Raw genomic sequence first — 23,067 nt, 5'->3', positions numbered from 1 at the left:
TACCTCCTAAACATCAAAAGAGCATGACAATTATTCTTCTATAGCAAATTTCAAACCGGTACTCGTTATGGCAATCAGCTCTTCATCATGGCGGTCTATGCCATAAACGAGTAATGTAACAAGCATATATATGGCCCTGAACCGGGCTAAGCTCTCTGTTTCCTTTTCGATTTCACCATAGATTTCGAAAAAAGCCCTGCGCACCTCTTTTGGGAAATAACTGTATAAAAAGGAGAAATCAATGGCTGGATTCCCGACATGAACATCTCCCCAATCAATGATACCTGCGAGAACCCCTTCGTCATCAAGTAAAACATTCCGGATATGAATGTCTCCGTGAACGAGTGAAATCGGATGCTGAACATCCAATTCTCCTAAGGTTTCAACAAAATCCTTAACCGCATGCGCCTGTTCAAAGTATCCTAGCTTTAAAAGATTCGAGACATTTTCCATTAGCGATTTCTTTCGGTAGGATACATCAAGCCTCATCATTCCATCAGGCTGCACACCTAAACGCATGGCCCTTTCGACAGGGAAACTGTGAAGGACCTTCAAAAAATGGGCAAACCTTTTTGCCGATTCGACCTTATTTGCTTTTGTTCCTTCGACAGGCAAGTGTCCCTTCACCATTTTATAACCGGTAAAAGGATAAGGATACAAAGTACTTGGTTTCCCAAAAAAGATTGGTTCAGGGATAGCAAGGGGAAAAGTGCCTGCAATGGAAGGCAAAAGCTGATTTTCCACCTGAATCAACGTAACTGCAATAGGGCGGCGGGGGAAACGGAATACAAATTGCCCATTGATTTGTATGACCGTGTTATCGAAACCCTCCCCAAGTTGCTTGATCTCTTTCAACTCAATTTCCGGAAACTGCAGCATGATCAATTTCCCTGCCAGCTCCAGCGAAACTGGATATTCTGCCAACCAAGGCTTTTCCACTCCCGTATCCCCCTTTTACCGGTTTCTCCCTCTATTGGGGCTACTTCCAGATCTACCTCTAAGATTACTCGCCCCTTGTGTACTAGTTGATCTACGGCTGTCTCTTTGATCTCTTCGTGGATTGTCACGCTTTGGTCCACGGCTGTCTTCCGAGCGGCCACTCCGAGGATTCTCTCGCTTTGGTCCGCGGCTGTTTTCCGAACGACCTCCCCGTGAATCCTCACGTTTGGGTCCGCGGCTGTTTTCCAAACGGCCTCCCCGTGAATCCTCACGTTTGGGTCCGCGGCTGTTTTCCAAACGGCCTCCCCTTGGTTTCTCCCTCTCGAATTCACGATTGTCCGCTTGATTTACAGAACGGTGACTGCCTCGATTCGGTCCTCTCGTATCGATCCGTTCCCGATGGCGCCTTCCCCCTCCCGAACGTGGGCGGCGGGTACCCTCATCAGAAGAGTCTTCATGACGCTTCCTTTTTTGCCTCACCTCATCGGGTTGGAACATTTTCACTCCTTCAATCGTCCTTCTTTCGATTTTCATGGAGATTCCTTTTTCAATATCGCTTAAAAGCTGAAGATCCTTCGTTGCTATGAAGGTTACAGCCAAGCCATTCTCACCCGCGCGGCCCGTTCGGCCGATTCGGTGGATGTAACTTTCTGCATCCTCGGGAACATCATAATTAAACACATGGGTCACGCCTTCTACATCAAGCCCTCGTGCAGCAACGTCCGTCGCCACTAAATATTGAAGCTTTGCGTCTCTGAAGTTTTTCATGACACGTTCCCGCTTTGCCTGTGAAAGGTCACCATGAAGCTCTTCAGAATTGAATCCAGCTGCCTTCAGTGCATCATTCAAAACCGAAACGCGACGTTTTGTACGGCAAAATATGATCGCAAGGTATGGCTGTTCTTCTTTGATCATGTTGATTAATGAAGACTGTTTGGCACGATCGGTCGTCTCGATGACAAGCTGCCTGATTTTCTCGACCGTTACTTGCTCAGCCTTCACAGCGGCAGTTAATGGTTTAGTCATGTAGCGTTTTGCCAATTGATGCACCTGTTCAGGCATCGTCGCTGAAAAGAGCAGCGTTTGGCGCTCCTCTGGAAGCTGTCCCATGATCTCTTCCACTTCTGGTAAAAAACCAATATGAAGCATTTGATCAGCTTCATCAAGCACAAGTGTTCCAGTTTGTGAGAGATCGATGGTGCCTCTTCGTAAATGATCTAATAACCTGCCGGGCGTGGCGACCACCACGGAGATGTTTCTTGTCAGCTTTTTCATTTGCTGCTCGACATCCTGTCCGCCATAAACTGCAAGTACTTGAAGTCCTTCGATTTCATCAGCGAATTTTTTCAATTCAGCTGTGATTTGCAAAGCCAATTCCCTGGTTGGCGTGACGATCAGTGATTGTATGTGGGATGCGGCGGGATCGACTTTTTCCAGGATTGGCAGCAAAAATGCCAAAGTCTTCCCCGTTCCCGTCTGCGCCTTCGCGATGACATCCCTTCCAGCAAGGATATCTGGTATCGATTTCTCCTGAATCGGGGTGGGGGCGGATATTCCTATTTGCTTTAATATCTCATTAATCGCCGGGCTGACGCCAAGGTCGATGAATTCTGTCATGTATGGGCCTACTTTCTGAATTTCTTCATTTAATTGACTGATAAATCCACTTTAATGGTAACAGCTTCGTTCACTTCATGTCATTATCCTTAGTCTAAGCTATTTGTTAGTATATCATTATCTATTTTCGAGAAAACCTGTACCTTAAAATTTTTCATCCTATTGTACTTTAGTTATTTTTCTAATATAATTTATAAGATTTATTATCACCGAGCTACTTACTTGAAAAAGGGAAAGCATCTCCTCCTTGTAGATTTTTGCAAGGATTTTTTGTATAGAAAAAAGGAGTGACCGCATGTTTAAATTAAAAGAACGGAATTCAAATATTAAGACGGAAATACTTGCGGGGCTTACAACCTTTTTAACACTGGCCTATATTATCGTTGTAAACCCAATGATCCTTTCTGATGCCGGTGTTCCATTCGACCAGGCATTCACAGCAACCATAATCGCAATAATAGTCGGCACCCTATGCATGGCCCTTTTAGCCAATTACCCAATTGTCATAGCACCGGCAATGGGATTGAATGCTTATTTTGCATACTCGGTATTGGGAACCCATGATATCTCATACACAGTTGCCTTCTCTGCAGTCTTTGTTACGGGCATCATCTTTATCCTTTTATCCCTAACCTCTTTCCGCTCAAAATTGATCGAGGCCATACCAAGTAACTTGAAGCATGCAATCAGTGCCGGAATCGGGCTTTTCATTACCTTCATCGGACTTCGTTTGTCAGGTGTCGTAACACAGCATGACTCCAACCTGGTTACCCTTGGAAGCTTCAGGGATCCCAGTGTGGCACTTACATTGGTTGGTCTGGTCATAACGATCGTGCTGATCGTCCGTAATGTACAGGGAGCGATATTCATCGGAATGATCGTGACAGCCATAATCGCTTTTTTTACAGGCCAATTGGAAATTGACGGCCTGGTCTCCACCCCTTCCTTACCTGAAGGAATAATAGTCGCCAATCCGATAACATCTATCGCCGATGTTATTAACTACGGGCTTTATGGCGTCGTCTTCTCCATTTTGCTTGTCATGCTATTCGATACGACCGGTGCTTTATTAGGCATTGTCCGTCAAGCTGGATTGCTGAAGGACAATAAGCTTGAAAAATCCGGCAGTGCCTTCTTTGCAGATTCCGTCGGCACTACTGTCGGCGCCATGTTCGGTACAAGCCCGACCGCTGCCTCGGTTGAATCATCAGCTGGTGTAGGAGCGGGGGGCAAGACAGGTTTAACAGCTTTGGTAGTGGCCATCCTATTCTTAATAACCGCCTTCTTCAGCCCGCTGATAGGAGCTGTCTCAAATGTAGCGGCAATCACGGCACCTAGCTTGATCATCGTGGGAAGCATGATGATTAAGAGCATTAATGAAATTGACTGGACACACTTTGATGAATCATTCCCAGCCTTTTTGGTCATTGTCGCCATGCCTTTAACATCAAGCATCGCCAACGGGATCGCACTCGGATTCATCGCCTACCCCATTTTAAAAATGGCAAGAGGCAAATTCAGTGAAGTGCATCCGTTCGTGTACATGTTTGCTGCTCTATTTCTTTATCAACTGATTTTCCTAGCTTGATCATCTCATGAAGGGCACCCATGGGGTAATAAAAAGGAGTGTTCAATTAAGTTAATTGAACACTCCTTTATTTGTTTACGTGCAATTATTTTATAACGTTTTCTTCCTGCATACCTTTAATCACACTTGGACTCCAACTGCTGTGCAATTATCGGGAACGGATGTCAAAACAACTGCATTTGCCCCCACTTTCGACTTCTTGCCAATTCGGATGCCGCCCAATATTTTAGCGCCCACGCCAATATATGCATAATCATAAACCTCAGGAGCAGCTTTGTTTTACCTTCCCTTTATTGTCCAATAACTGAATCGCGGTGCCTGTTGTGGGACTGCAGACCTCGCTTGCGGTTAATTCGACAATTTTCCCATATAAAAAACCTTCAATCGATCATGGGTAAACCGGATTGTGATTGAGGAAAAACAAACCTTCCTGCGCCATTATTGAAAAGAGAAGGAATGTGTCTGGCGATTACAAGGGGGGTAATCTCTCACTCGAAAGAACTTCCCCGAAGTTGGCCGGGAAAAGGCTGCAGCTTGATATACTCTTTTTTTTGTGTCATTCCTTATACCCCGCAAAGAAAAAGGAGGATATCCAACTTGTCGCCGGATATCCTCCTATATGTTCATTCACTGGTTCATTTGATCAAGAAAATCACCCAGGAGATCGTCGAGATTTTCCTCTTCCGGTTCGGGTTCTTCCTCTTGTTGTTCGGGTACATCCAAACTCCAATCAAAGTCATCCAGGTCTTTCTTAGGCAGTTCTTTTTGAACCTGCTCGGCTTCCTTTTCTTCAGGCTCGGCCTGCACATAAAACTCCTCATCCAGTACATTATTGTTCAAAGAGGCAAGCAAGGCCGTAGCGCGTAAAGGATCGGATAAAAGGTGGTACATAATCGTTCCAAGCATAGCTTCTGAGTGGGAATGCTTGAGCCAATCACGCTGAGATTTGCTTAGCTTGTTCGGCAGGGGCAGGGCAATCATTTCCCGATCCTGATGGGTGGATTGCCCGACTCCATCGAGAACATACTCTGCAATTTTACTGGAAAAATTCCTTCTTTCCGTTTCCTTCAATTTCTGCAGCTGTCTTAACGTATAGTCTGATACATCCGAAGGGATACGAAAAGTGATGGCTTGTCCTCTTTTAATTTCAGAAGAAGCTGTTTTTTTCATTCTCTCACCTATTTAGCGGAACCCGTTCTTTGCTCTTTCTTCTTTTGCTGTGACTGGTTCTGTTCCTTTGCATTCCGGCGATTAAAATCCGAAATCAATTTATAATAGGCGTTTGCCATCATCCAAACGCTTTCCCGCTCATCTTCGAAAAAGTCTATATTGTAGCCATCGAAATTTTGATTCAATGTTTTCAAGTAGTCTTTCAGGACAATCGATCCCCCGCCTACAAAATAGCAGATTTCCGTTTGTGAATTTTTTTGCCATACGTTACGCAGGTGGCGATATTGCTTTTTGGCCAGCTCTCCCAAAATGCGGTCAACGATATCATGGACGCTTGTCCGGCTTCCGCGAACCATAATATGATTGCGATCATTTTTCTTCGTGATGATTTCGACGACATCGCGCCTACTATCCAGCTCGACACCATGTTTCTTCCTGATTTCCTCACGGATCGATTCAAGGGCTTCGGCTACTCCCAAATTGAATCCTTGTGCTTTATCATCGTCCACTTTACGATTTTTAATGACCGCGATATCTGTCGATAGTCCACCGATATCCTGAATGAGGATTCTTCTATCGATCAATTCACGGTTAATGATATTTAAATCATTATCCATGACCAAATTTATGTATGCTGCGAAGCCCTCTGGATAGACTTTCACTTCATCGAATTTGATATTAACCTTCATGCCTTGGTATTTAGGGGTAATTAAAAATTCGACCTGATGGACAGATCCGAGTAATTTCGAACGATACCCGACGTCTTTTCCCTCTTTAACCTCACGAAGAGGCAAGCCTGTTCCAAGCGTATAATTGGCTTCCACAACATTATTCACTTTTTTGAATTTATCATTGTTCCCCTGTTTGGCAGCGTCTAATGCCAGGGCCGCAAAAAGCATGACCAATGTTTGATCTTCTTCTGATTTACTGCTCCCCATATCAAGTTCTGAAGGATTATCGCTTTTTGTCGCCAAGTTTCCAACGCGATAAATAGCATTATTATCTTGAAGGGCTGGTGAATGAACTCTGATATGAATCCCTTCCAATGGGTTTTTTTCATTAAGTTCCTCAATCCCGATGACCGGACGATCCTCTATGTCTTTTGCAATGACGTTCGGTATATAAAGTTCAGACTCTAGCTTTCCAAAAATAGCCTTGATAGCATCATTTCCTACGTCTACTGCTGCGATTCTAGAACTCATCTAAAAACATCCCCTTTTTAATAGAAAAAAATTTAAGTGAAGCTTTCCCTTTAAGAATAGGAAAAGTTGCCACGATAGTCAATCCTTCATAAGTTGTAGCTATATTTGTCGAATTGTTTTCAAATTGTTTACAATAGGAACAAATGTGTATACACCTTATATATAGCCATGTGTACGCGTTTGTAAACATGTATACATATTCGTGTACAAACCATCTCCTTTTGTTTACATGTATACTTAATTGTAAACAAACCAAATAATGTATTTTTTTATCTTTCTTCTTATAAAAAATAAGCGTATAAATAGCGGATTTGGGTATGGTAATAAATGGACGATTCACTAATGAACTGTAAGGAGGTATTCAAATGACTGAAAAAAATACAGACCTTCCCCGATTTCCAGAACCTTATTGGCGCAGTGCGTTGACTTTCCCTTCTTTCTCTAAACTAGATACAGATTTAACCACTGATGTCTTAATAGTAGGCGGCGGAATCACTGGAATCACTTCTGCTTATCTACTAGCTAAACAAGGTGTTAAAGTCACACTGATTGATGCTGGTGTAATCCTTAATGGAACGACAGGACACACTACAGCAAAAATCACGGCCCAGCATGGCTTGATATATGACCAATTGATCACTGACCATGGCGAAGAGAAGGCCAAACTTTATTATGAAGCCAATTCAGATGGTATGAAGCTAATCAAAGACTTGGTAGAAGAACATTCCATCGATTGTAATTTGGCTGCACAGGATGCCTATGTCTACGCAAATACTGATGAATATAAAATCAAAATTCAAAATGAATTGAAAGCCTATCAAAAACTTGGCATTCGCGGGGATTATGCCGAGAATATCCCTTTCTCCATTCCTTGTAAGGCTGCTGTGATAATGAAAGATCAAGCACAGTTTCACCCATTAAAATACTTAACGTCCCTCATTTCGACTATTCTCGATGCAGGAGGCACAATTTATGAACGGACAACGGCTATGAAGATTGAAGACGGCGATCCACCAACCGTTCTGACGGATACGGGACATTCCATCAAAAGCAATCAGGTTATCGTCGCCTCCCACTTCCCTTTCAATGATGAAATGGGCTTATACTTTGCCCGTGTTCATGTAGATAGGTCCTATGTACTCGGTATCAAGACTGAACAGGAATATCCAGGTGGGATGTATTACAGTGCAGACAGCCCTACCCGCTCCCTTCGCTATACGGAATTGGACAATGGGGAAAAACTTATACTCGTCAGCGGCGACGGTCATAAAACAGGCCAGGGCGTCCCGATGATAGAGCATTATGAAGCACTGAAGGACTTCAGCTCCCGGTATTTCGATGTGAAAGACATTCCCTACCGCTGGTCGGCACAGGATATTGTGACACCAGATAATATCCCCTTCGTCGGTCCAGTGACACCCAATCATCCAAACGTCCTGATAGCTACCGGCTATGCGAAATGGGGAATGACGAATGGATCGATTGCCGCCACGATTTTAACTGACCGGATTTTGCAAAGAGATAACCGGTATGCTGAATTGTATGATCCTGCCCGTTTAAAAGGCGTGAAGAATATTCTCCAAGATAATGCTGATGTGGCGAAGCATCTGATCAAAGGAAAATTGGCTGTCAATCATAAAACGCCTGAAGACATAGGAATTGATGAAGGAGCAATCGTGAAGGTGAATGGAGACAAAGCTGGATGTTACCGTGATCATGATGGCCAGCTTCATATCGTTGATTCCACATGTACACACATGGGGTGTGAAGTTGCCTGGAATAGCGGCGACCGTACTTGGGATTGCCCATGCCATGGCTCCCGCTACTCCATCGCAGGTGAAGTGTTAAATGGCCCTGCTGTCGAACCATTGAAAAAAATACGCTGATGGTCATCGTGATTTTATCTAATATTCGACTGGGCCCGCCGTATTCCTTATACTGAAGTTACTGCATGGTTGAATGATTGCAAATAACTCTGAAAAGGATTGAATTGAACATGAACGGTAAAAACCGGAAAGATATTACCCCAGGTACATCTGTGGACATTGTACTTAAAGCAGATCAACGCAGCGGAAAACTGACAAGCGGCACTGTAAAGGATATTTTAACCAATTCAAGCACTCACCCTCATGGAATTAAAGTAAGATTGACTGATGGCCAGGTTGGCAGGGTTCAAGTCATTCATAAGTAATGTGCACTCGGTCCAGGCCGAGTGTTTTTTTTGTGATCATTCGACCGAATTAATGGCGATGGGGATATTTCAATCATGTTTCCTGAACATAATTCGTACAATAGGGGTGAGATTATCTCTTTAAAAAGGCTGGTGTCAAAATGAAACAAGAATACAATGCCCCCGATAGTGTTCATTACCGTAACGATGAACATATATTGAAAGTTTCCGGCTCAGAGACGCTATCTGCTGCTCCGGATCAAGCCACGATCACCCTTGGAGTCATAACAGAGGATGAGGACCCGCAAAAGGCCCAGCAAGCCAATTCCCAAGCAATCGCAAAAGTCATCGCAGCACTTAAATCCACAGGCATTCCCGAAGAGCAATTGAAAACGAGTGATTACAGAATCGATCCACAATATGATTATATTGACGGGAAGGAATTGTTCAAGAACTACAAAGTCCAGCACATCATACAAGCCCAAACGACCGACATCGAGAAAATAGGCAGCATAATCGACACGGCCGTCAGAAGCGGCGCCAATTCAATCACCAGCATCCGCTTCTCCTTATCCAATCCAGATGCATACTATAACCAGGCACTTTCTCTCGCTTTAAAAAATGCATATGAAAAAGCACTCTCCATGGCTCGAACGCTAGGAATCTCATTGAACCCAGTCCCTAATAAGGTTGAAGAGCTATCTGAAACAGCAACTCCAATGCTTTACCAAACAAGTACCTTTGCAAAAATGGCGACTACCCCGATTCAGCCTGGTGAATTGAACATCACTGCCTCAGTAAGGGTGGAATACACGTACTAGCACTCACTAAATTCCATCCTAAAAACCCCCCTTGGCAGCCCAAAGGGGGGTTTTTCGCTTTAAAAGACTACCGTTTTATTTTCATGAACAAGGACGCGGTCCTCCAAATGCCATTTAACGGCACGTGCCAGCACCCTGCGTTCAGCTGAACGACCGATTTTCTTCATATCCCCGGCAGAATCACGATGGTCCACACGTTCAATATCCTGCTCGATGATTGGACCTTCATCCAAATCATTCGTCACATAATGGGAAGTCGCCCCAATCAGCTTAACGCCTCTGTCATAAGCTCGTTCATAAGGCCGTGCTCCAATGAAGGCAGGTAAAAATGAATGATGGATATTGATGATTCTGTTCGGATGGGCCGCTACGAAGTCCGGCGTCAATATCTGCATGTACCTGGCTAAAACAATAAGGTCCACTTTGAATTCTTCCAGAAGTCCCAACTGTTTAGTCTCCACTTCCTTACGTATATCCTTATTTGCAGGAATATAATAAAACGGGATGCCCATCGATTCGACAATTTCCCTCGTATCCTCATGATTGCTGATGACCAGCGCAATGTCAGCCAATAAATCCCCGCTTTGCCACTCCCATAGCAATTCCAGAAGGCAATGCGGTTCCTTCGAAACGAAGATTGCCGTCCTCTTCAGATCACTCACATGATTAAATGTCCATTGCATCGAGAATGCTGTCGAAACTTCCTGGAATGCCAGTTGCATATCCGCTGCCTTGTCATTCAATCCTGGACAATCGAACTCGATCCTGGTGAAAAAGGTACCGCCCTCAGGATTCATCGAATACTGACTCAATTCAACAATATTTGCATCATATTCTTTAAGAAAAGCCGTAACTGTCGAAACAATTCCAGGCTGGTCCGGACATTTTATAATCAAACGTCCTCTATCTTGATTTCTTTCGCGAAATTCCTGTAACTGCTCTTGCACAAAGTTGCTTACCATTTTCCCAACTGCCCTTCTTCTATTTTGCTATATTATACTTCAATCCATGGGCAAAATTAAAGTCAGTCAAACAATTCGGGATTTTGTTGGCGGCCAATATTGACCTTTTTTTAAATCCTCCACAGTTTTACCCCATCCCATTCACTAGATACGGTTTTTCATCTGTTTTTCTCTTTCGATAGAGTCTAAATCATCATCCTGAATTGTTTTACATTCGTCTCTAGAGTTGAATCTAGCCGAAATCTCTTACTCTTTTAAATGATTATTGTCATTATTTCTAGAAATTACCGGTAATTTGGAAGGAAATGAAGGCAAAGGCCGAGAACCTTTATGAAATGCATAGTGAAGGGGGATTCTTGAATGAAATGTCGGCATGATCTGGACAACCTTTTTTATTTCAGTTTTATTTTCCCTAGTTAATAAGGTTATTCACTGCCTCATAAGGGTATAGACCATTCTATTAGTTTTTTTCAAAGGGGGAAATGAAATTATCATGAAATCATCATTTACATTCATTGTATCCATTCTGGCTGTTCTTGGTCTTCTGTCCGGCTGTGCTGAAAAGGACCAGCTGGAGGACGGGAGTAAGCTGATCAATGAGGACCAGTTTGTTTTCGCTGCCTCAGGTGAATTCAAGCCATTCAGTTATGTCAATGATGACATGACCGTAACCGGGTTCGATATTGAAGTTGGCGAAACAATTGCAAAGGAACTCGACCTAGAACCAGTGCCTAAACGGATAAAGTTCAAAGGTATCGTGGAAGGTGTCAAGACCGGCCGGGCAGATGCCGCGGTTGCCAGTCATACAATCAATGAACAACGAAGTAAACATGTCGCCTTCTCAACCCCTTATTACTACTCAGGTCCTCAAATTTTCGTCCGTTCGGATAGTGATATTAAAACGGTTGAAGATTTAAAGGGTAAGGAAGTTGCGGCTTCTAAAGGCTCTACGTACGCAACCACAGCAGAAAAATATACAACCAATGTAAAAACCTATGACAGTGATATCACCGCCCTGAAGGCATTGAGCGGAGGACGTCATGATGCCGTGATCACCGACTTCGTAACCGGCAAGGAAGCGACCAAGGAAGGTTTCGACATCGAAGGAAGGCAATTGATCGAACGAAGCGAGCAGGCCATCGTACTGCCTAACGACAACCCTCAGCTGCTTGCACGCATCAACGAAGCACTTGAAAACCTCCGGGAAGATGGAACTCTTGCGGAAATCAGCAAAAAATACTTTGGTGAGGACATCACAACTAAGCCTGAATAAAGATTGATAGAAAGGGAGTCATTACATTGCCAAGTTTTTCACATTTTTTTGATACATTATTTAGCTCCTCGGACGTATTCATCCGAGCCATGCTCCTCACATTGGAACTGACGGTAGTTTCCATATTGGTAGGTATCGTCATCGGGTTGCTATTCGCACTTTTAAAAATATCCAATATAAAAATTCTTACATGGATTTCAGATACATATGTATTCCTGGTACGTGGAACACCTTTAATCGTACAGATATTCATACTCTATTTCGGTATCAGCAATCTCTTCTTACTGCCGGACTTCTGGGCGGCGTCACTTGCCCTGGCCTTCCATAATGGAGCTTATATCTCAGAGATTTTACGTGGTACGATTCAATCCATCGACAAAGGCCAAATGGAGGCAGGACGCTCCCTTGGCATGAGCAATTCGCTTACCTTAAGGAGAATCATCTTGCCTCAAGCCTTCCGCCGCGCATTGCCGCCGCTTGGCAACCAATTCATCATCGGACTGAAGGATTCATCACTGGCAGCCTTCATATCCATGAATGAGCTGTTTAATGTGGCGACTACGTTAGGCTCGAATAATTTCGATGAAATGACTTATTTATTGATTGTAGCGGTCTACTACTTGATTCTAGTGGCTTTCCTGACCATTATCGTCAATTTATTCGAAAAGAAACTGTCCATTAGTGATCGATAGGGGGAATTGAAGTGGAACAAAAAGAAATGATTCGGATAAGGAATTTAAATAAATCGTATGGAAACCTGCATGTACTTAAAGATATTGATATGAAGGTACTCGATAGCGATGTTGTCTGCCTGATCGGACCAAGCGGCTCCGGAAAAAGCACCCTGCTCCGCTGCTTGAATTATTTAGAGAAGAAAGACAGCGGCCAAATCCTCATTGAAGGAACGGAAGTCAATCCGGGTACCCATGATATTAATAAAATCCGCGAGAAAGTCGGAATGGTATTTCAGCATTTCTACCTGTTTCCTCATATGACCGTACTGGAAAATGTCATCGAAGCACCGACACACGTCAAAAAGGTCCCTAAGGCCCAAGCAATTGAAGAAGCAAAGGCATTGCTTGCCAAAGTCGGTTTATCAGATAAAGCGGATGTATATCCAAGCAAGCTCTCAGGTGGCCAGAAACAGCGTGTTGCCATCGCCCGCGCCCTAGCCATGAAGCCTGATATCCTGCTCTTTGATGAGCCTACCTCGGCTCTGGATCCCGAACTTGTCGGGGAAGTTCTTGCCACGATGAAGGAACTTGCCTTGGAAGGGATGACAATGGTAGTCGTTACACATGAAATGAGCTTTGCACGTGAAGTCGGGGATTGGATTGTCTTCATGCATAATGGGAGGGTGGTCGAAAGCGGACCGCCAAAAGAATTCTTCACCAATCCAAAAGAAGAGCGTACAAAAGAATTTTTGCAAACGACAGTCTTTTGATTTTAATTCTAGAATCTGTCTGCTAGCGAGATTATAAGCAATACAGGCGTGAATTCCTGTATTGCTTTTTTTGAATGATAAAGGATTTATTGGTTTCTTTACTATCCAGTTAGGTAGTTCCCTAAATTACATGATCAAAGTTTCAGGGATATTTCCCGCTCTGATTGTACAAACTAAATACTTGATGAATTGTTTCAGATAAATCCTGATTCCGGCTCGAACATGGAAAAATATCTGTATTTATGGTATATATACAGGTAAAATTAAAAGAAGTATATAAATGAAAGAGGTCGAATTCAGTTGGAAAATAACTCTTCGAATTTTATTAAAAATATTATAAAAGATGACCTAGAGTCCGGAAAACATGATCATGTCATCACCCGCTTCCCTCCTGAGCCGAACGGATATTTACATATCGGGCATGCCAAATCAATCATTTTGAATTTTGGGGTGGCTGATGATTTCAATGGGAAAACCAACCTTCGTTTCGATGATACGAATCCATTGAAAGAGGATATTGAGTTTGTCAACTCCATTAAGGAAGATGTAAAATGGCTCGGTTACGACTGGGATAACCTTTTCTTCGCTTCCGACTATTTTGATGAAATGTATAAAAGAGCTGTGCTGCTCATCAATAAAGGACTGGCATATGTGGACGACCTTAATGCCGACCAAATCCGTGAATATCGCGGAACGCTGACAGAGCCGGGGAAAGACAGCCCCTACCGCAATAGAACCGTCGAGGAGAATCTTGAACTATTTGAAAAGATGCGCAGCGGTGAATTCGAAAACGGCGCAAAAGTATTGCGTGCAAAAATCGATATGAGCTCACCTAACATTAATTTGCGTGATCCCGTCATATACCGTATTTCCCATACTGAACACCATAATACCGGCAACAAATGGTGCATCTACCCAATGTATGCCTTTGCCCACCCAATTGAAGATGCCATCGAGGGAGTCACACATTCCATTTGTACGCTTGAGTTCGAAGATCAACGCCCTCTTTATGACTGGATCGTTGAGAATTGTGAAATGGAAAGCAAACCAAAACAATATGAATTTGGCCGTCTTAACCTGACCAATACAGTAATGAGCAAGCGAAAACTGAAACAGCTTGTCGATGAGGGCTTCGTGGACGGCTGGGACGACCCGCGGATGCCTACTGTTTCAGGCTTGCGGAGACGCGGGTATACACCCGAAGCTATTCGTGCATTCTGCCAAGAGATAGGTGTCGCCAAAACAAGCGGTGTCGTAGATTCTCAAATGCTTGATCACTTCGTACGCGAAGACTTAAAGCTGAAGGCTCCAAGGACTATGGCTATCCTGAACCCGCTTAAAGTGGTCATCACCAACTATCCGGAAGGCGAGATAGAGTGGCTGGATGCTGAGGTCAATCCGGAAGTTCCGGAAATGGGTACACGCCAAATCCCGTTTTCACGTGAAATATATATCGAACAGGACGATTTCATGGAAAACCCGCCGAAAAAGTATTTCCGACTTTTCCCGGGCAATGAAGTCCGTTTGAAACATGCTTATTTCATTAAATGTGAAGAAGTGATAAAAGACGAAGCCGGTAATGTCATTGAACTTCGCTGCACATACGATATTGAAACGAAAAGCGGATCGGGCTTCACTGGCCGTAAAGTGAAAGGTACATTGCACTGGGTCGAAGCTTCACAAGCCGTTTCAGCAGAATTCCGCAACTATCAGCCTCTAATCTTGGATGAGGAAAATGATGAAGAGGAAGAAAAATCATTCTTGGACCGGGTAAACCCTGATTCAATAGAAATTTTACAAGGGTTTGTCGAGCCTAACATGAAAGATGTTAAGCCTCAGGATAAATTCCAATTCTTCAGGCATGGCTATTATAATGTTGATTCAAAGCTCACTGCGGCCGATCACTTGGTCTTCAACCAAATCGTCGGGTTGAAAAGTTCATTCAAGTTATAGAATCACGAAAAAGAACCAGATTCCTAGCGGATCTGGTTCTTTTTCATTTTCTGCACCCTTATATCATTATTTTTGTAAAGTTTGATCCCTTGCTTGGAAAGGGCCTGTTTAAGAGTACTATGTGTCGAAACCTGATTAAAATCTAGACCTAACTGAATCGATGTCTGGGCCACTTCAGGACGAATCCCGGAAATGGTCGATTGAATGCCTAACAGGTTCAGGGTACTTATCAATTGATAGATCTGTTGGGCAACCATCGTATCCAAAAGGGAGACTCCCGATAAATCGATAAATAAGTGTGTGATATTTTTGCTAATGCATTTGCTTGGAGTCCCATTCAAAATTTCCTTTGCCCGATAGGTATCGATTTCACCGATTAACGGTAATACCGCAATGGCATCAACAATGGGAATGACAGGTGCGCCCAGTTCATTAATCAGCTCCTGCTGAGCTGACAAACGTTCTTTTGTCAAAAGGTAATACTGCTCAGTGAACTCACGGTTCAATTGATCGAAGGCACGATTAATAAGCCGGCTCCACCGGATGATTATTTCTTTAGTTATCTTCGTATCCATGAGCATATACTCAGTGATGAATCCCCAATATGTTTCCCGTACCTTATTAAGCGCTTCCAACACTTCGTAAATGGGTGTGTCCGATTCAACCCTGCTCTTCGCAACAAGTGCGGCCCACTGCTCCATCGTTTCAATAAAGGCAGTTTTATCTTCAAGTAAAGCACTTGTCACTGTCTTGATGGTCAATGTATTCTGTTCCCTAAGCAGCTTTTCGATTTCTTCATCAGAATCCATTGAATAGATGGAGCCAGACTGCTTCTCCCTTAAAGCCAGCCAGTTTTCCGTAATCTTGGATGAGTTATCAAGGATATATCGATATAATCTTTCATCTATGGTATCCATTTGAGTTCCCCTATCTCACTAGTTATTTCATTTTAAATAGAATTAATAAATCTCCATATCCCGCTTTTTCCATTTCATTTCTAGGAATGAATCGAAGGGCTGAAGAGTTTATGCAATATCTCGTGCCTTTAGGACTTGGGCCATCAGGAAAAACATGTCCAAGGTGTGAATCGGCGTCCCTGCTGCGTACCTCGGTCCGGGTCATTCGGTGGCTGAGATCCATTTTTTCATTGACACTTGCCGACATGATGGGCTTCGTGAAGCTTGGCCACCCACAACCGCTATCATACTTATCCCGCGAACTGAATAGAGGCTCCCCAGAAACGACATCCACATAAATGCCTTCTTCAAAATGGTCCCAATAGGCATTATCGAAAGGCGGCTCCGTGCCATTTTCCTGGGTGACATGAAACTGGCTCTCCGTTAAGGTCTTTCTAAGGTGTGCATTATCCTTAGGCCAATTTTCTTTAATGAAAGCATCCCGTCCTGAGCCTTTACGATACAATGCATAGCGAAATTGATTTTTCCGATAGAATGCTTGATGATATTCCTCAGCATCGTAAAATTCCCCCGAGGGTAGAATACCCGTAACAATAGGTTTCTTAAACCGCCCGCTCATCATTAAATCTTCCTTCGATTGTTCTGCCTCCTGTTTCTGACGTTCATTAAGATAGAAAATGGCTGCATTGTATTGCTTTCCCCTATCCGAGAACTGTCCATCGTCATCCGTAGGATCGATTTGGCGCCAGAATATATCTAATAATGTTTTATAGGAAATGATTGATGGATCGAATACCACTTGAACCGCTTCAACATGATCAGTCGCACCGGTAATCACTTGTTTATAACTAGGAGCGGCAAATTTACCGCCTGTATAACCTGATGTCACTGAAATGATTCCATCCATTTCATCAAAGGGGGCAACCATGCACCAAAAGCAGCCTCCTGCAAAGATAGCTGTTTCTTTTCCATCCATCGTCATCCTAAAACTCCCCTTTCACGCCTGTCATTTTATGTATTATATACCAGCAGGCCAAACACCTTCAAATTCAAAAATGCTATCTTTTCGTAACAAATATAAAAGAGGCACTTGGGAGTAACCCCAAGTGCCTTTTTGTGTTAGATCCGTTATTTAAAGTATCACACTTACAATGATCGCTGATAGGATGCTGACAAGAGTCGCACCGTATAGCAGCTTCAAGCCGAAACGGGCTACAACATTTCCCTGTTTTTCATGAAGTCCTTTGACTGCACCGGCAATGATTCCAATTGATGAGAAATTAGCGAATGAAACCAAGAAAACCGAAACGATCCCTATCGTCCTTTCGCTCAAGGCTGCTGATGCTTCCCCTAAGCTTAGCATGGCAACGAATTCATTGGTTACCAGTTTCGTCGCCATGATTCCGCCAGCAGTCACGGTTTCTGAAATCGGTATACCCATGATAAAGGCAAACGGTGCAAAGATATACCCCATGATGTCTTGGAAGCTGATGCCGAAGAGCATGTCGAATACGCTGTTGATCCCTGCGATTAAAGCAACGAAACCAATTAACATCGCTGCTACAGTGATAGCAACCTTGAACCCATCCATGATATATTCCCCAAGCATTTCGAAGAAAGACTGCTTCTCTGCCCCTTCTTCAACAGGGAGAATATCCTCTTCATCCGTTACGGTATAAGGATTGATGATGGATGCGATGATAAATCCACCGAACATGTTAATAACAATTGCCGTCACAACGTACTTTGGTTCAATCATCGTCATATATGCACCGACAATCGACATCGATACAGTTGACATGGCTGATGCACAAAGCGTATACATGCGAGATGGCGGAATGGCGCCGAGTTGTTTTTTCAAGGTTATGAAAACCTCGGATTGGCCTACTATTGCTGATGCAACCGCATTGTAAGATTCCAATTTACCCATCCCATTCACCTTACTTAGAACGAATCCAATCCACTTCATGATGAACGGAAGGATCTTGAAGTGCTGTAAAATCCCGATTAATGCTGAGATGAAGACGATAGGAAGAAGGACATTTAAAAAGAAGGGCGATGCTCCTTCGTTTACAATCCCGCCAAATACGAAGGTGATCCCTTCATTTGCCCATTCTAAAAGTTTTCCGAAACCATCGGCAATCGAATTGATGATCACTAAGCCAAACTTCGTGTTTAATAATAAATAAGTTAAAACAAGCTGAATGACCACCATGAGGATGATCGGTTTAATTTTAACTTTCTTCCGGTCACTGCTGACTAAGATAGCTAGTCCAAAAACAATAAGCAGTCCTATAATTGCAATCAGAAATTTCATATATTCTGCCTCCACTAAGGGTGAATTTAATGTTCGTGCATTAATAGTAGGATACCCTCAAAAAATTTATGCAAACGTTTTCTCTTTCATCCAAAATACATGTACGTACCTCTCCAGAAGTCTATATTAAACTAATATTTTTTTAAGTGCAATTATTATTTCACTTTTTAAAATAACAATTAGTGACAATAATGGGTTTCGTGAATAAAAAAAGAAGGCTCCCCTTCTAAAGGAACCTTCTCTTCCCCAAATAATATCGACTATTCAGGCAGCTTTTTTCTGGATATCACCGTTGTCGCTAATCCAGCACCTCCAATTACAAAGATGATGATGGATGCGGCCAAGCCACCTGCACCTTGATAAAAGTCGATGAATTTCCCTGCAAAAGAGTCTATGCCTTGGAAACCGCCCCCGCTTGGCATTTCTCCTGGAGTCCCGGAACCATTAGGCCCCCCTTGTGGAGTGCCCTGCATATCATTAGTTGCCGTTTCCGAAGATGGATCATCTGTCGCCGTACTGCCATTAGCCGATTCTGTAGTGTTGCGGTCGGCAGGCTGGCCCATCGCCGCCTGTCGATTCATGGGTTCATTTCCGCTGCCCTCCACATACATCATGATCCCGATGACTGCTTGGGCCATTAAGAGCACCGAAGCCAACATTCCAACTAAAAAGTGGATCTTACCAAGTCTTTTCATCAATGGTTTTCTCCTCCGAAAGTTAATGTAAGATGATTATCTAAAAAGACCCTTAATTTTTCCTTAAGCAGCAAGGAAGAATTAAGGGTCTTTTTCGTATTGGATGGTACTAATTTTTCCTTTGATTTCTCGGAAAAGTGATTTCAAAACGGGTCCGTTCATTCTGTTCACTTGTAACCTTGATGTTCCCTTGATGTGTGTTTACAATCCATTTGGCTATGGATAGACCTAAGCCGGAGCCTTCATTTGCCGAACGGGATTGCTCCACTTGATAAAAACGGTTAAAAATCAAGGGGAGTTCTTCCTGCGGAATGCCTTTTCCATTATCCTCTACAGTAAGGATGATGGATGAAGCATTCTTGATGCAGGATAGGGTAATCTCCCCGCCTTCCTCGGTAAATTTCATGGCATTATCGACCAAGATCACCAATAGCTGATGAATTCTCTCTTTATCCCCATGAAACACTACCTGTTCAGGGGCGTGGCTAATGATTGATTTCTCTTGAAACGAAGCTATATCCGTATACTGTTCCACAATATCGATTAGTAAGTCATCAAGGAAAAAGTTCGATTTCTTGACCTCCATTTGATTCGAATCCGTTCTGGTCAAGGTCAAAAGTCCGTTAACAAGCTTATTCAATCGCCGGACCTCTTTCGAAATGATGGATATATCAACGGCTTTTTCCTCGATGGTCGCGTTCGGTGATTGAAATAGCAAATCAGCCCGTGATTGAATGACAGCAAGCGGCGTTCGAATTTCATGCGAAGCATCCGAGACAAACTGCTGCTGCTGATCCCAGGATTTCTTGATTGGGATCAGGGCCCGTCCTGCCAGAAGATAGCCTGCGCCTACCGCCACCAAACTTCCAATTCCTCCACCAACAAACAAAATGAGCAGCAAGCGATCGAGCATTTCCTTTTCTGTATCCACATTCCTGATGAATTGTACCGTCATCTCTCCATACTCCGTATCGACCTGGGTGGAAAGGGCCCGATACGTGTATCCATTCACCGAGATTTCTTCAATCTCATCAAAAGTTTCAGGGAAAAATTGTTGTTCATTGACCTTAAAAAAATGGTCTACACTCAGTCTTGGCTCAATGATCGTTTCATCCGGTCCCCAAACGATGACGCTCGGCCCCGGTCCTAAGAGAAACTCACCTTGCGGACGTCCGCCCGGCATGCCGCCATTATTGAAACTCCTGTAATCCTTTATAAGTGAATCATTGACATCCTTATAGATCTGGTCTTCCGTATAGAAATAAATCGTTCTGCTTAATATGGCTATTAAGACAATGAAGACGATCGAATTCAATAATGTTAGTTGAAGCCGTGTTTTTTGGAACATGATGATCCCCTTATGGTTGTTTTAGCATATAACCAATACCCCGAACGGTTTGAATATCTTTATGATAATCGAAAGGTTCCAATTTTTTCCTAAGATGATGGATGAACACTTCCACAATAGCAATCGTCGTATCTGAATCAAACCCCCAAATGCGGTCGAAAATCTGCTCACGGGTCAATATTTTCCCATTATTTTGAATTAGGTATTCCAGTAATTCAAACTGTTTCAAGGTCATTTTAATGACCTTTCCATCAACCAAAATATCCTTTTCTTTTTCCAATAGTTCAATATTACGGTATTTCACATGCTGCGCAAGCGATATAATTCCACTCCTTCGAAGCAGGGCACGAATCCTCGCCTTAAGTTCCGGTGCCTGGAACGGCTTGACCAAATAATCATCGCCACCCATTTCCAATCCCCTGACACGATCCTCAAGTCCATCCTTTGCCGTCAAAAACAAAACACTTGTATCTATTTTTGCTTCCCTGATTTTCCGTACGATTTCAAATCCATCGATTCCCGGAAGCATTACATCCAAAATGATGATATCGTAAATACTTTGTTGAGCCATGAATAGCCCATCTTCCCCATTATCCGCTGTATCCACTTCATATTCATCCGTCAAAATCTGTCGGATCGATTCTAATAATGAAAGATTATCTTCTACCACCAAAACCTTCATGCAGGATACCTCCCAACCGCCTGAAATGTGATATATATGTTGATTTTATCCTTTTTCATATGCAAAAGAAAGCGGGCTTTTTAATCGCCTGCTTTCTTCAAATTGAATGTTCATTCGTGACGCAGTGCTTGGATTGGATTTAACCTGGATGCCTTATTGGCAGGAAATACGCCAAACATTATCCCGATTAAAATGGAGAATAAGAAGGCAAACAGTGTTACCGACCATGAATAACTAATCGTTAAACTTGAAAAAACTGAAATCAATTTTGCGATTCCCAAGCCAATTCCAACTCCCATCAATCCCCCGAAGCAGCTCAGGACCATCGCTTCAATTAAAAACTGAAGAAGAATCGATTTCCGATTTCCCCCAATTGCTTTTCTGATCCCGATTTCCTTCGTCCTCTCTGAGACGGAAACCAGCATGATATTCATGATCCCGATTCCGCCAACCAGTAACGAAATACTGGCAATCCCGCCAAGCATGAGTGTGAACGTATCCGACACGGAGCTCATTGTATCCATCAGATCTTCTTGATTGGACACCGAATAGTTATCACTCTGTTCCGGGAATGATGTGGTCATCGTCCCTTGTACCTGGTACATCGCCCTATCCATGATATTCTCGTTCTCCGCTTTTAAATAGACGGTTCCGATTGTCGTACTGCCTGTAGCCCTTTCGGCAGTGGTGATCGGGGCAATGATTACATCATCCCCGCTCGATCCCATTGAAGTGCCTACCGATTTAAGCACACCGATCACACGATAGGAAACACCGCCGATAAGCACGTTCTGGTCCACGGCTTTTTGATTTTCAAAAAGCGTGTTGGCTGTATCCGACCCCAGGACAACGACCTTGGAGCGTAATTCCGTTTCCATATCCGTCAAAAACCGGCCTTGACTGAGCTCCAGATCCCTAACTGATAAGTAGGATGAAGTTGCACCGGTCATTGAAACCTGTGCCGTAGCTTCTCCATTTTTTGCATAAACGCGTCCGGTGACCACAGGCGCCACTTCCGATATCCCACTCAGCTCTTTAAACTGTTCAATTGTATCCTCCGTCAGCTCCACGGAGTCGGTATCCGTGACACTTACCGTTATCAAGTTCGTTCCCAGGCTATTGATCTCATCCTGAACGGACTGTGAGGAACCCTGCCCAATCGAAACCAGGACGATTACGGAGGCAACTCCAATTATGATCCCAAGCATGGTTAAAAATGCCCTGATTTTATTGGTTTTGATACTGCGTATAGCCATCTTCATGGATTCGCTCAGGTTCAATCCAATCACCTCCGTTTTCAAATAGCTGACCATCCTGTATCCGGACGACACGAGTCGCTTCTTTAGCCACTTCCAAGTCATGGGTGATAAGAATGATTGTTTGTCCCTTTCCGTTCAATTCTTTCAGCATACCCAGCACTTCTTTACTCGTTTTACTATCCAGCGCCCCCGTCGGCTCATCCGCCAATAAAACGGGAGGATTACCGGCAAGTGCCCTTGCAATCGCAACTCTTTGCTGCTGACCGCCCGACAGTTGGGTCGGCAGATGATTCTTCCGGTCACCAAGGCCCACCATATCAAGGCACGCATTGGCCACTTCTCTTCTTTCCTTCACGCTTGCCCCTCTATAAACCAGGGGAAGTTCGACATTCTCCAACGCTGTCAGTTTTGCTAACAGGTTGAAATTTTGAAAGATAAATCCTATTTTAATATTACGAATGGCAGCTAACTCATTATCCTTCATCTTTTCCACTTCTTTACCATCAAGAAGATATTCACCTATTTCAGGCTTGTCAAGGCAGCCAATCATATTCATGAACGTCGATTTCCCTGACCCAGAAGGACCGATGATCGAAATGAAATCGCCTTTATCGATTGTAAGACAGACATCTTGAAGGGCCTTAACCGTTTCACCGCCTAATTCATATGATTTAGACATGTTCTTGATTTTTATGATGGGTTTCGCCATT

Annotated in this window: 21 protein-coding genes; 8 read left to right on the top strand and 13 right to left on the bottom strand. The window is 43.4% G+C overall.

Features of this window, described 5'->3' with window-relative positions; genetic code table 11:
* Positions 1-30: 30 nt before the first annotated feature.
* Both ACIQ0C_RS14820 and ACIQ0C_RS14815 read right to left on the bottom strand, forming a co-directional pair.
* Positions 31-939 (bottom strand): phosphotransferase, encoded by a 909-nt coding sequence (locus ACIQ0C_RS14820; protein WP_403061215.1) that lies wholly within the window; start codon positions 937-939, stop codon positions 31-33.
* 15 nt (positions 940-954) lie between these two features.
* Entirely contained in the window at positions 955-2,556 is a 1,602-nt protein-coding gene (locus tag ACIQ0C_RS14815) for a DEAD/DEAH box helicase (RefSeq protein WP_403061212.1), read from the bottom strand.
* Between the two features lie 295 nt (positions 2,557-2,851).
* Here ACIQ0C_RS14815 and ACIQ0C_RS14810 point away from each other — a divergent pair, with 295 nt between their 5' ends.
* Positions 2,852-4,144, top strand: coding sequence for an NCS2 family permease (locus ACIQ0C_RS14810; protein WP_403061209.1), 1,293 nt, complete (start codon positions 2,852-2,854; stop codon positions 4,142-4,144).
* Between the two features lie 627 nt (positions 4,145-4,771).
* Here the strand turns inward: ACIQ0C_RS14810 and ACIQ0C_RS14805 are convergent.
* Both ACIQ0C_RS14805 and ACIQ0C_RS14800 read right to left on the bottom strand, forming a co-directional pair.
* The gene (locus tag ACIQ0C_RS14805; RefSeq protein ID WP_402835578.1) at positions 4,772-5,314 is read right to left on the bottom strand and encodes a hypothetical protein; all 543 of its coding nucleotides are present in this window, start codon (positions 5,312-5,314) and stop codon (positions 4,772-4,774) included.
* 8 nt (positions 5,315-5,322) lie between these two features.
* The gene (locus ACIQ0C_RS14800; protein ID WP_402835576.1) at positions 5,323-6,516 is read right to left on the bottom strand and encodes an Alp7A family actin-like protein; all 1,194 of its coding nucleotides are present in this window, start codon (positions 6,514-6,516) and stop codon (positions 5,323-5,325) included.
* 365 nt (positions 6,517-6,881) lie between these two features.
* Here ACIQ0C_RS14800 and ACIQ0C_RS14795 point away from each other — a divergent pair, with 365 nt between their 5' ends.
* From ACIQ0C_RS14795 to ACIQ0C_RS14785, 3 genes are all read left to right on the top strand, one after another.
* The gene (locus ACIQ0C_RS14795; protein WP_403061206.1) at positions 6,882-8,402 is read left to right on the top strand and encodes an FAD-dependent oxidoreductase; all 1,521 of its coding nucleotides are present in this window, start codon (positions 6,882-6,884) and stop codon (positions 8,400-8,402) included.
* A gap of 110 nt (positions 8,403-8,512) precedes the next feature.
* On the top strand, positions 8,513-8,707 hold the full coding sequence (locus ACIQ0C_RS14790; protein ID WP_063234246.1) for a YwbE family protein: 195 nt from the start codon (positions 8,513-8,515) through the stop codon (positions 8,705-8,707).
* Positions 8,708-8,847: 140 nt separating this feature from the next.
* Positions 8,848-9,507, top strand: a complete 660-nt coding sequence (locus tag ACIQ0C_RS14785) for an SIMPL domain-containing protein (protein ID WP_403061203.1) — start codon at positions 8,848-8,850, stop codon at positions 9,505-9,507.
* A 59-nt stretch (positions 9,508-9,566) separates the two neighbouring features.
* On the opposite strand, the gene purU is transcribed toward ACIQ0C_RS14785, so the two are convergent.
* Positions 9,567-10,469, bottom strand: a complete 903-nt coding sequence (gene purU, locus ACIQ0C_RS14780; RefSeq protein WP_402835568.1) for a formyltetrahydrofolate deformylase — start codon at positions 10,467-10,469, stop codon at positions 9,567-9,569.
* Positions 10,470-10,962: 493 nt separating this feature from the next.
* Here purU and ACIQ0C_RS14775 point away from each other — a divergent pair, with 493 nt between their 5' ends.
* From ACIQ0C_RS14775 to ACIQ0C_RS14760, 4 genes are all read left to right on the top strand, one after another.
* Positions 10,963-11,742 (top strand): transporter substrate-binding domain-containing protein, encoded by a 780-nt coding sequence (locus ACIQ0C_RS14775; protein WP_403061200.1) that lies wholly within the window; start codon positions 10,963-10,965, stop codon positions 11,740-11,742.
* A 26-nt stretch (positions 11,743-11,768) separates the two neighbouring features.
* Positions 11,769-12,434, top strand: coding sequence for an amino acid ABC transporter permease (locus ACIQ0C_RS14770; RefSeq protein ID WP_054398512.1), 666 nt, complete (start codon positions 11,769-11,771; stop codon positions 12,432-12,434).
* 26 nt (positions 12,435-12,460) lie between these two features.
* Positions 12,461-13,186, top strand: a complete 726-nt coding sequence (locus ACIQ0C_RS14765; protein ID WP_402836341.1) for an amino acid ABC transporter ATP-binding protein — start codon at positions 12,461-12,463, stop codon at positions 13,184-13,186.
* Between the two features lie 300 nt (positions 13,187-13,486).
* Entirely contained in the window at positions 13,487-15,139 is a 1,653-nt protein-coding gene (locus tag ACIQ0C_RS14760) for a glutamine--tRNA ligase/YqeY domain fusion protein (RefSeq protein WP_402835562.1), read from the top strand.
* Positions 15,140-15,162: 23 nt separating this feature from the next.
* Here ACIQ0C_RS14760 and ACIQ0C_RS14755 read toward each other — a convergent pair whose 3' ends face one another.
* The 8 genes from ACIQ0C_RS14755 to ACIQ0C_RS14720 form a co-directional block, all read right to left on the bottom strand.
* Positions 15,163-16,056 (bottom strand): STAS domain-containing protein, encoded by an 894-nt coding sequence (locus ACIQ0C_RS14755; RefSeq protein ID WP_403061196.1) that lies wholly within the window; start codon positions 16,054-16,056, stop codon positions 15,163-15,165.
* 22 nt (positions 16,057-16,078) lie between these two features.
* The gene (msrB, locus tag ACIQ0C_RS14750; protein WP_403061193.1) at positions 16,079-17,038 is read right to left on the bottom strand and encodes a peptide-methionine (R)-S-oxide reductase MsrB; all 960 of its coding nucleotides are present in this window, start codon (positions 17,036-17,038) and stop codon (positions 16,079-16,081) included.
* Between the two features lie 150 nt (positions 17,039-17,188).
* Positions 17,189-18,373, bottom strand: coding sequence for a NupC/NupG family nucleoside CNT transporter (locus tag ACIQ0C_RS14745; RefSeq protein ID WP_403061190.1), 1,185 nt, complete (start codon positions 18,371-18,373; stop codon positions 17,189-17,191).
* A 260-nt stretch (positions 18,374-18,633) separates the two neighbouring features.
* Positions 18,634-19,068 (bottom strand): hypothetical protein, encoded by a 435-nt coding sequence (locus ACIQ0C_RS14740; protein WP_403061187.1) that lies wholly within the window; start codon positions 19,066-19,068, stop codon positions 18,634-18,636.
* Positions 19,069-19,177: 109 nt separating this feature from the next.
* Positions 19,178-20,416 carry a sensor histidine kinase gene (locus ACIQ0C_RS14735; protein ID WP_403061184.1) on the bottom strand — a complete coding sequence of 413 codons (1,239 nt, stop codon included), beginning with the start codon at positions 20,414-20,416 and terminating at the stop codon, positions 19,178-19,180.
* Positions 20,417-20,426: 10 nt separating this feature from the next.
* The gene (locus ACIQ0C_RS14730) at positions 20,427-21,098 is read right to left on the bottom strand and encodes a response regulator transcription factor (protein ID WP_403061181.1); all 672 of its coding nucleotides are present in this window, start codon (positions 21,096-21,098) and stop codon (positions 20,427-20,429) included.
* Positions 21,099-21,208: 110 nt separating this feature from the next.
* Positions 21,209-22,399, bottom strand: coding sequence for an ABC transporter permease (locus tag ACIQ0C_RS14725; RefSeq protein ID WP_403061178.1), 1,191 nt, complete (start codon positions 22,397-22,399; stop codon positions 21,209-21,211).
* Complete coding sequence (locus ACIQ0C_RS14720; protein WP_403061175.1) at positions 22,326-23,066, bottom strand: ABC transporter ATP-binding protein; 741 nt, start codon at positions 23,064-23,066, stop codon at positions 22,326-22,328. The genes ACIQ0C_RS14725 and ACIQ0C_RS14720 overlap by 74 nt, the downstream gene beginning before the upstream one ends.
* Position 23,067 lies beyond the last annotated feature (1 nt).

The organism is Peribacillus sp. NPDC096448 (assembly GCF_044762675.1).
Taxonomy (GTDB): Bacteria; Bacillota; Bacilli; order Bacillales; family DSM-1321; genus Peribacillus; species Peribacillus frigoritolerans_B.
This window is presented reverse-complemented; position numbering and strand designations above follow the sequence as displayed.